Source organism: Streptomyces sp. CAI-85, from assembly GCF_013363615.1.
Taxonomy (GTDB): domain Bacteria; phylum Actinomycetota; class Actinomycetes; order Streptomycetales; family Streptomycetaceae; genus Streptomyces; species Streptomyces antibioticus_B.
Genome location: NZ_JAANNX010000106.1, coordinates 1 through 9,881, shown reverse-complemented (window position 1 = coordinate 9,881; position 9,881 = coordinate 1). Strand labels below are relative to the sequence as shown.

Annotated in this window: 6 protein-coding genes; 4 read left to right on the top strand and 2 right to left on the bottom strand. The window is 70.0% G+C overall.

Going from position 1 to position 9,881, the window contains the following annotated elements:
* The coding region (gene secA, locus G6W55_RS36005; RefSeq protein WP_175524839.1) for a preprotein translocase subunit SecA at positions 1 to 2,610 on the top strand (2,610 nt) is incomplete at its 5' end.
* A gap of 126 nt (positions 2,611 to 2,736) precedes the next feature.
* On the opposite strand, the gene G6W55_RS36000 is transcribed toward secA, so the two are convergent.
* Complete coding sequence (locus G6W55_RS36000) at positions 2,737 to 3,303, bottom strand: Rv3235 family protein (RefSeq protein WP_175524838.1); 567 nt, start codon at positions 3,301 to 3,303, stop codon at positions 2,737 to 2,739.
* Positions 3,304 to 3,618: 315 nt separating this feature from the next.
* Between G6W55_RS36000 and G6W55_RS35995 the strand changes: the two genes are divergently transcribed.
* Positions 3,619 to 4,146 (top strand): DUF6912 family protein, encoded by a 528-nt coding sequence (locus G6W55_RS35995; RefSeq protein WP_175524837.1) that lies wholly within the window; start codon positions 3,619 to 3,621, stop codon positions 4,144 to 4,146.
* A 30-nt stretch (positions 4,147 to 4,176) separates the two neighbouring features.
* Positions 4,177 to 4,845, top strand: coding sequence for an HAD family hydrolase (locus tag G6W55_RS35990; RefSeq protein WP_175524836.1), 669 nt, complete (start codon positions 4,177 to 4,179; stop codon positions 4,843 to 4,845).
* Between the two features lie 67 nt (positions 4,846 to 4,912).
* Here the strand turns inward: G6W55_RS35990 and G6W55_RS35985 are convergent, their stop codons facing one another.
* Positions 4,913 to 5,479, bottom strand: a complete 567-nt coding sequence (locus G6W55_RS35985; protein ID WP_030780491.1) for a DJ-1/PfpI family protein — start codon at positions 5,477 to 5,479, stop codon at positions 4,913 to 4,915.
* Positions 5,480 to 6,128: 649 nt separating this feature from the next.
* On the opposite strand from G6W55_RS35985, the gene G6W55_RS35980 reads away from it, so the two are divergent.
* The coding region (locus G6W55_RS35980; RefSeq protein ID WP_175524835.1) for an NAD-glutamate dehydrogenase at positions 6,129 to 9,881 on the top strand (3,753 nt) is incomplete at its 3' end.

The window sequence follows — 9,881 nt, the reverse complement described above, 5'->3', positions numbered from 1 at the left end:
CAGCGCCACTACGACGTGCAGATCATGGGTGGCGCGGCCCTGCACCTCGGTTATGTGGCCGAGATGAAGACCGGTGAGGGCAAGACCCTCGTCGGCACGCTGCCCGCTTATCTGAACGCGCTGTCCGGCAAGGGCGTCCACCTGATCACGGTGAACGACTATCTGGCCGAGCGCGACTCCGAGATGATGGGCCGCGTCCACAAGTTCCTGGGTCTGAGCGTCGGCTGCATCCTGGCCAACATGACGCCGGCCCAGCGCCGCGAGCAGTACGCGTGCGACATCACGTACGGCACGAACAACGAGTTCGGTTTCGACTACCTGCGCGACAACATGGCGTGGTCGAAGGACGAGCTGGTGCAGCGCGGCCACAACTTCGCCATCGTCGACGAGGTCGACTCGATCCTGGTCGACGAGGCGCGTACGCCGCTGATCATCTCGGGTCCGGCGGACCAGGCGACCAAGTGGTACGGCGACTTCGCGAAGCTGGTGACGCGCCTGAAGAAGGGCGAGCCCGGCAACCCGCTGAAGGGCATCGAGGAGACCGGCGACTACGAGGTCGACGAGAAGAAGCGCACGGTCGCCATCCACGAGGCCGGTGTCAGCAAGGTCGAGGACTGGCTGGGCATCGACAACCTCTACGAGTCGGTGAACACGCCTCTGGTGGGCTACCTGAACAACGCCATCAAGGCGAAGGAGCTCTTCAAGAAGGACAAGGACTACGTCGTCATGGACGGCGAAGTCATGATCGTCGACGAGCACACCGGCCGTATCCTCGCCGGCCGCCGTTACAACGAGGGCATGCACCAGGCGATCGAGGCGAAGGAAGGGGTGGACATCAAGGACGAGAACCAGACGCTCGCGACGATCACCCTCCAGAACTTCTTCCGCCTCTACAAGCGCCGCAGCCACAGCGGCAAGGAAGAGCCCGGTCTGTCCGGCATGACCGGTACGGCGATGACCGAGGCCGCCGAGTTCCACCAGATCTACAAGCTCGGTGTGGTGCCGATCCCGACGAACCGGCCGATGGTCCGCAAGGACCAGTCGGACCTGATCTACCGCACCGAGGTCGCGAAGTTCGAGGCGGTCGTCGACGACATCGCGGAGAAGCACGAGAAGGGCCAGCCGATCCTGGTCGGCACGACCTCCGTGGAGAAGTCGGAGTACCTCTCGCAGCAGCTCTCCAAGCGCGGTGTCCAGCACGAGGTGCTGAACGCCAAGCACCACGAGCGTGAGGCGTCGATCGTCGCGCAGGCCGGCCGCCGCGGCGCGGTGACGGTGGCCACGAACATGGCCGGCCGTGGTACGGACATCAAGCTCGGCGGCAACCCCGAGGACCTCGCGGAGGCGGAGCTGCGGCAGCGCGGCCTCGACCCGGAGGAGCACATCGAGGAGTGGGCGCACGCGCTGCCCGCCGCCTTGGAGCGGGCCGAGCAGGCCGTCAAGGCGGAGAAGGAAGAGGTCGAGGAGCTCGGCGGCCTGTACGTGCTGGGCACCGAGCGGCACGAGTCGCGTCGTATCGACAACCAGCTCCGCGGTCGTTCCGGCCGTCAGGGCGACCCGGGCGAGTCCCGGTTCTATCTGTCGCTGGGTGACGACCTGATGCGTCTGTTCAAGGCGCAGATGGTCGAGCGCGTGATGTCGATGGCGAACGTCCCGGACGACGTGCCGATCGAGAACAAGATGGTCACGCGCGCGATCGCGTCCGCGCAGTCGCAGGTCGAGCAGCAGAACTTCGAGACGCGTAAGAACGTCCTGAAGTACGACGAGGTCCTCAACCGTCAGCGTGAGGTCATCTACGGCGAGCGGCGCCGTGTCCTGGAGGGCGAGGACCTCCAGGAGCAGATCCAGCACTTCATGGACGACACGATCGACGCGTACATCTCCGCGGAGACCGCCGAGGGCTTCCCGGAGGACTGGGACCTGGACCGGCTGTGGGGCGCGTTCAAGCAGCTCTACCCGGTGAAGATCACCGTGGAGGAGCTGGAGGACGCGGCGGGCGACCGGGCCGGTCTGACCGCCGAGTTCATCTCGGAGTCCATCAAGGACGACATCCACGAGCAGTACGAGGCGCGGGAGAGCCAGCTCGGCTCGGAGATCATGCGTGAGCTGGAGCGGCGGGTCGTGCTGTCGGTCCTGGACCGCAAGTGGCGCGAGCACCTCTACGAGATGGACTACCTCCAGGAGGGCATCGGTCTGCGCGCGATGGCGCAGAAGGACCCGCTGGTGGAGTACCAGCGTGAGGGCTTCGACATGTTCACCGCGATGATGGACGGCATCAAGGAGGAGTCCGTCGGCTATCTGTTCAACCTGGAGGTCCAGGTCGAGCAGCAGGTCGAGGAGGTCCCGGTGGAGGACGCCGCGCCGGTCGACATGGACAAGCAGGACGTGGTGCCGGCGCAGGCGGGCTCGCGTCCGGAGATCCGTGCCAAGGGCCTGGACGCCCCGCAGCGGCGCAACCTGCACTTCTCCGCGCCGACGGTGGACGGCGAGGGCGGCACCATCGAGGGCGACTTCGACGACGAGGGCGAGCCGGTGCGGTCCGAGGCGGACGGCCTCACGCGCGCGGAGCGCCGCAAGCAGGCGAAGGCCGGACGGCGCCGTAAGAAGTAGCCGTGAGCGGCAGCCGTAAGAAGTAGGCGCCGGATGTAACCGCGCTAGGCGTGAGGGCCGGGTCACCTTGGGGTGGCCCGGCCCTCTGCCGTCCGCCGGGCCGTTCGGGCCGTTCGGTCGGTCGGGTCAGTCGGTGCGGGGGCGGGATGCTCGGGGGCCGTCCAGTTCGATCGCCGTGCAGCGCCAGCGGTGGTCGGGGCCGCGTTCCAGACGGAAGGCCATCGCGCGCAGCCGGTTGCCCGCGCCGATCCGTGCGAACGCCTCCACGGCGCCGGGGCGGGCCACGTAGTAGCCGATGTCCCGGACGACCGGCCGGACGCCGTGCGCGGGGCGCAGGGGGCCGCTCTCGGCGAGGTGGGCGAGATCGTCGTAGGCCGAGCCGACCGTGTGGCGGAGCATGGAGTGGACCGGGCGCTGTCCGCTCAGGACGGCCACGAGGCGGTCGGCGAACAGGTCGGTGGGGCGCGGCGGCCGGGGCGGTACGGCCGTCGGCCGGTTGTCCGCCGGGCGCGTGGAGGCGGTGCGGGGTGCGGCCGGCGGGCGGGGGCCGCTCGGGGCGGTGCGCAGGGTGCCGCCGCCCGGGCCGCGGGGCGGGGCGCCGGTGGGACGGCGGGTGTCCCGGCGGCCGGGAGGACGGGAGCCGGGAGGACGGGAGCCAGGAGTGCGCCGGTCCCTCGTCATGACCTTGTTCATGGTTGTCCCCGTTCAGTGAGCCCGGTCGCTGCCTCTACCAGGCGGTAACTTTCGTTGCCGATCTTGTACGCGGTCACGGAAAGTGATTGCAAGGCGACTCGAAGTTGCCCCGCTGTCGAGGGTCGATTCACTTATCAGGGTGATCCGGGCCGGTGAAAGGTCAGGTCAGGGCCCTGGGTGGGGTGAATTTCGGGGCGTGGGGTGGACGCCGGGAGTGGGGTGGGCGGGCGCCCGAAAGGGGACGCCCGCGCGTATCCTGAAGCCCTTCGGGCGAAGCTCCCGACAGGATTCCCGAGCAGAGAAGAGCGGCCGGCCATGCGCGTCTACGTCCCCCTGACCCTCTCCGGCCTCACCGAGGCCCACAAGACGGGGGAGCTGGGGTCCGGGCCGCTCGTCGCGTACGCCGTCACGCCCGCGCTGCGCGAGTGGTACGACTCCGAGGACATCGAGGAGCTGGAGTACGCCGCCCTCGGCCAGGCGGCCCTCGCGTCGCTGCGGCTGCTCGACGCGGACCGGGGTGCGCCCCGGCGCCGGGTCGTGGTCGCCGTCGACGTCGCCGACCGGATCGTCGAGGTCGACCCCGACCCCGACCCCGGCCACGACCGCGAGAACGACGCCGCCGAACCCGGTGAGGTCCGGGTGACCGGCCGGGTCGCGCTGGCCAAGGCGGCGGCCGTCCATGTCGACGCGGACGGCGCGGAAGCCGCTGTAGCCGCCGCGGCCGAGGCCCTCGCGGCGGCGGACGGCGGGGACGGCGGCGCCCGGTCCGTCGTGGACGGCGCCGAGGACCACGAGCTGCTCTGGTTCGCCCCGCAGGAGATCCCCAACCTGCTGGGCTCCTGATTGTCGGTGGGGCCAGGTACGTTTTGTGACATGGCGACGCAGCGAGAACCGGCACACATCGTCTGGGACTGGAACGGCACGCTCTTCCACGACAACGACGCGATCATCGGCGCGACCAACGCGGCGTTCGCCGAGCTGGGCCTGGAGCCGCTCACCCTGGAGCGGTACCGGGCGCTGTACTGCGTACCCGTGCCGAAGTTCTACGAGCGGCTGATGGGCCGGCTGCCCACCGACGCCGAGTGGGAGCTGATGGACGACATCTTCCACCGGTACTACGCCGAGCACCGGGCGAGATGCGCGCTCACCGAAGGTGCGGAGGAGCTGCTGTCGGGGTGGCGGTCGGCCGGGCACAGCCAGTCCCTGCTGAGCATGTACGTGCATGACGAGCTGGTCCCGCTGGTGCGCGGCTTCGGCATCGAGCCGCACTTCGTCCGGGTCGACGGGCGCACCGGGCCGTCCGGCGGCAGCAAGGCCGAGCACATGGTGCGCCACCTCGCGGCGATCGGCGTCGTGGAGCCGGAGCGGACGGTGGTGATCGGGGACGCGGCCGACGACGCGGTGGCCGCGCTCCACGCGGGCGCGCGGGCCGTGCTGTACACCGGGGGATCGCACAGCCGGGCCAGTCTCGAAGGGGTCGGGGTGCCGGTGGTGGACAGCCTGGCGGAGGCGGTGGAGGTCGCGGGGAGACTGGCCGCCTGAGCGAGGTACCGCCGAGCGGAGCAACCCCAAGCGCAGCCCCGCCCCGCTCAGCTCACCCGCGCGCCCCTCAGCTCACCGGCGCCTTGGCCCGCAGCACCGTCAGGAACTCCCGCATCCAGGCCGAGTGGTCCGGCCAGGCGCGGGCGGACACCAGGGTGCCGTCGACCACGGCCTCGCTGTCCTGGAAGGTCGCGCCGGCCGACTGCATGTCGATCTCCAGCGCCGGATAGGCGGTCACCCGGCGCCCCCGCAGCGCGTCGACCGCGGCCGTCAGCAGGGGGCCGTGGCAGATCTGGGCGACCGGCTTGTCGGAGTCGAAGAACGACTTGAGGATCTTGCGCAGCTCGGGATCGTTGCGCAGATACTCCGGCGCCCGGCCGCCGGGGATCACGACGGCGGCGTACTGGCCGGGCTCGACCTCGGAGAAGGCGAGGTCGGCGGGCCAGGTGTAGCCGGGCTTCTCGGTGTAGGTGTCGAAGCCGGGTTCGAAGTCATGGACGACGAACCGCAACTGTTTGCGTTCCGGGGCGGCGATATGGACCTCGTAGCCCTCCTCGCGCAGCCGCTGATAGGGGTAGAGGACCTCCAGGGACTCGGCTGCGTCGCCGGTGACGATGAGGATCTTCGCGGTCATGGTGGGCGGCTCCTCTCGGGCGGGCGCTGTCACGGCCCACGCCGTCATGGGCAACGTGCCTCTCGGGGGCGGTCCTGCCAAGAGGGCGCGCCAGGAGAGGAACGCTCGCTTTCAGGGTGCCGTCGGACGGGACCGCCGTCGACTTCAGGGTGCCGTGGGCCGGGACCGCCGTCGACTCGTCCCGGTTCGGGGGTGGCCCGGCACGTGTCACCCGGGTCCGCCCCTGTGCAGAACGTCAAACTTCTCCCCCCGCTTTTGTACACATACGGCTCATGACGGGGCCCCGGTGAGGAGCGATAGCCTGGTGGCGTGATCAGCGCGATATCTCGCGGGGGCGCAGTCGCCCCTGCCCTGCGCCCGGCGAGCACGGACTATCCCCGTGGCCGGGCGGCGGACGCTGGTTCTTGCGGGCGGGACGGGGGCGCGAGGTCCCCCAGGACGCCGTACACACCCCAGGGACACGGGACGCGGAGAGCAGCGTCACACCCCGGGGCCGTGTCGAGAATGGCCGATACCGCCCCGCTCATCTCTTCTTGCGGCATAGCGTCGGAGCGGACCGGAGACCCCGGGCCGTGGCGTCGAGCCGCAAAGGGAGAGCCCGTACTTCCTTCTACGTCACGCAACGGCGCGCGACAGGAGTCAGAGGACAATGCAGACCAAGCTGGACGAAGCCAAGGCCGAGCTGCTCGAGAGGGCGGCGCGGGTCGCTGAGAACAGCCCGGTCGGGGGGAACCTACCGACTGGGACGACGGGTGAGGGGCTTCCGGACCGGGACACCCTCCTCGCGTTCCTCCAGCGCTACTACCTGCACACCGCACCGGAAGACCTCACCGACCGTGACCCGGTCGATGTCTTCGGTGCCGCGCTCTCGCACTACCGGCTCGCCGAGAACCGGCCGCAGGGCACCGCCAACGTCCGGGTCCACACCCCGACGGTCGAGGGGAACGGCTGGACGTGCAGCCATTCCGTCGTGGAGGTCGTCACCGACGACATGCCCTTCCTCGTGGACTCCGTCACCAACGAGCTGAGCCGCCAGGGGCGGGGCATCCACCTCGTCGTCCACCCGCAGGTCGTCGTCCGCCGCGATGTCACCGGCAAGCTGATCGAGGTGCTGCGCACCCCGCCGTCCGCCGCGGACCTTCCGCACGACGCGCACATCGAGTCCTGGATCCATGTGGAGACGGACCGCGAGACCGATCGCGCCGACCTCAAGCAGATCACCGCCGATCTGCTGCGGGTCCTCTCCGACGTCCGGGAGGCCGTCGAGGACTGGGAGAAGATGCGGGAGGCCGCGCTGCGGATCGCCGACGACCTCCCCGAGGAGCCCGTCCCCGACGACCTCGCCACCCCCGAGGTCGAGGAGGCCCGCGAGCTGCTGCGCTGGCTCGCCGCCGACCACTTCACCTTCCTCGGCTACCGGGAGTACCAGCTCCGCGAGGACGACTCCCTCGCCGCGGTCCCCGGGACCGGTCTCGGCATACTGCGTGCCGACCCGCACCACACCGGTGAGGACGCCCACCCGGTCAGCCCGTCCTTCGAGCGGCTGCCGGCCGACGCCCGGGCCAAGGCCCGTGAGCACAAGCTGCTGGTGCTGACCAAGGCGAACAGCCGGGCCACCGTGCACCGGCCGTCCTACCTCGACTACGTGGGCGTGAAGAAGTTCGACGCCGACGGCAACGTCATCGGCGAGCGCCGCTTCCTCGGTCTGTTCTCCTCCGCCGCGTACACCGAGTCGGTGCTGCGGGTGCCCGTCGTACGGCGCAAGGTCGACGCGGTGCTCAAGGGCGCCGGGTTCTCGCCCAACAGCCACGACGGCCGCGACCTGCTCCAGATCATGGAGACGTACCCGCGCGACGAGCTGTTCCAGACCCCGGTCGACGAGCTGCGGTCCATCGTCACCAGCGTCCTCTACCTCCAGGAACGCCGCCGGCTGCGGCTCTACCTGCGGCAGGACGAGTACGGGCGCTACTACTCGGCGCTCGTCTACCTGCCCCGCGACCGCTACACCACCGGCGTCCGGCTGCGGATCATCGACATCCTCAAGGAGGAGCTGGGCGGCACCAGCGTCGACTTCACCGCCTGGAACACCGAGTCGATCCTGTCCCGGCTGCACTTCGTCGTCCGCGTCCCGCAGGGCACCGAGCTGCCCGAGCTGTCCGAGGCCGACAAGGACCGGATCGAGGCGCGGCTGGTGGAGGCCGCCCGGTCCTGGTCCGACGCCTTCTCCGAGGCGCTCGACGCCGAGCTGGGCGAGGAGCGGGCCGCGGAGCTGCTGCGCCGCTACCACAGCGCCTTCACCGAGGGCTACAAGGCCGACCACACCCCGCGCGCCGCGGTCTCCGACCTCGTCCACCTCGAACGGCTCTCCGAGGAGCGGAACTTCTCGCTCAGCCTGTACGAGCCGGTGGGCGCCGCACCCGACGAGCGCCGGTTCAAGATCTACCGCAAGGGTGACGCGATCTCCCTGTCGGCGGTGCTGCCGGTGCTCAACCGGCTCGGCGTCGAGGTGATCGACGAGCGGCCCTACGAACTGCGCTGCGCCGACCGCTCGGTCGCCTGGATCTACGACTTCGGGCTGCGCATCCCCAAGGCGCTGGGCGGCGGCACCACCGATCTGCTCGGCGACGACGGCCGTGAGCGGTTCCAGGAGGCGTTCTCCGCGACCTGGACCGGTCTCGCGGAGAACGACGGGTTCAACGCGCTGGTGCTGGGCGCCGGGCTGACCTGGCGGCAGGCGATGGTGCTGCGCGCCTACGCCAAGTACCTGCGGCAGGCCGGGTCCACGTTCAGCCAGGACTACATGGAGGACACCCTCCGCACCAACGTGCACACCACCCGGCTGCTGGTGTCGCTGTTCGAGGCGCGGATGGCGCCGGAGCGGCAGGGCGCCGGGCTGGAGATCGTCGACGCGCTCCTGGAGGAGCTGGAGGCGGCGCTCGACCAGGTCGCCTCGCTCGACGAGGACCGCATCCTGCGCTCCTTCCTGACCGTCATCAAGGCGACCCTGCGGACCAACTTCTTCCAGCAGGGCGCGGACGGCCGGCCGCACGAGTACGTGTCCATGAAGTTCGACCCGCAGGCCATCCCGGATCTGCCGGCGCCGCGGCCGGCGTTCGAGATCTGGGTGTACTCGCCGCGCGTCGAGGGCGTGCACCTGCGGTTCGGGAAGGTCGCGCGCGGCGGTCTGCGCTGGTCCGACCGGCGGGAGGACTTCCGCACCGAGATCCTGGGCCTGGTCAAGGCGCAGATGGTGAAGAACACGGTGATCGTGCCGGTCGGCGCCAAGGGCGGCTTCGTCGCCAAGCAGCTCCCCGACCCGGCCGAGGACCGCGACGCGTGGCTCGCCGAGGGCGTCGCCAGCTACCGGACGTTCATCTCGGCGCTGCTCGACATCACCGACAACATGGTGGCCGGCGAGGTCGTGCCCCCGTCCGGTGTGGTGCGGCACGACGAGGACGACACGTATCTCGTGGTCGCCGCCGACAAGGGCACGGCGACGTTCTCCGACATCGCCAACGAGGTCGCCCAGTCCTACGACTTCTGGCTCGGCGACGCCTTCGCCTCCGGCGGCTCGGCCGGCTACGACCACAAGGCCATGGGCATCACCGCCCGCGGCGCCTGGGAGTCCGTCAAGCGGCACTTCCGCGAGCTGGACGTGAACACGCAGGTCGAGGACTTCACGGTCGTCGGCATCGGTGACATGTCCGGTGACGTGTTCGGCAACGGCATGCTGCTCTCCGAGCACATCCGGCTGGTCGCCGCCTTCGACCACCGGCACATCTTCATCGACCCGAACCCGGACGCGGCCACCTCGTACGCCGAGCGCCGCCGGCTGTTCGAGCTGCCCCGGTCGAGCTGGGCCGACTACGACAGCGCCCTGATCTCCGCGGGCGGCGGCGTCTTCCCGCGCACGGCCAAGGCGATCCCCGTCAACGGGCACATCCGCGAGGCCCTCGGCATCGCGTCGGGCGTCACCAAGATGACCCCGGCCGACCTGATGCGGGCGATCCTCAGCGCCCCGGTGGACCTGCTGTGGAACGGCGGCATCGGCACCTACGTCAAGGCGAGCACCGAGTCGAACGCGGACGTCGGCGACAAGGCCAACGACCCGATCCGTGTCGACGGCCAGGACCTGCGGGTCAAGGTCGTCGGCGAGGGCGGCAACCTGGGCCTGACCCAGCTCGGCCGGATCGAGTTCGCCCGCACCGGCGGCAAGATCAACACGGATGCCATCGACAACAGCGCGGGCGTGGACACCTCCGACCACGAGGTGAACATCAAGATCCTGCTCAACGGTCTGGTCACCGAGGGCGACATGACCGTCAAGCAGCGCAACAAGCTGCTCGCCGAGATGACCGACGAGGTCGGCGCGCTCGTCCTGCGCAACAACTACGCGCAGAAC

Coding starts and splice junctions, on each gene's coding strand:
- G6W55_RS36000 (WP_175524838.1), bottom strand. CDS start 3,303: ATGAACAAGGTCATGACGAGGGACCGGCGCACTCCTGGCTCCCGTCCT.
- G6W55_RS35995 (WP_175524837.1), top strand. CDS start 3,619: ATGCGCGTCTACGTCCCCCTGACCCTCTCCGGCCTCACCGAGGCCCAC.
- G6W55_RS35990 (WP_175524836.1), top strand. CDS start 4,177: ATGGCGACGCAGCGAGAACCGGCACACATCGTCTGGGACTGGAACGGC.
- G6W55_RS35985 (WP_030780491.1), bottom strand. CDS start 5,479: ATGACCGCGAAGATCCTCATCGTCACCGGCGACGCAGCCGAGTCCCTG.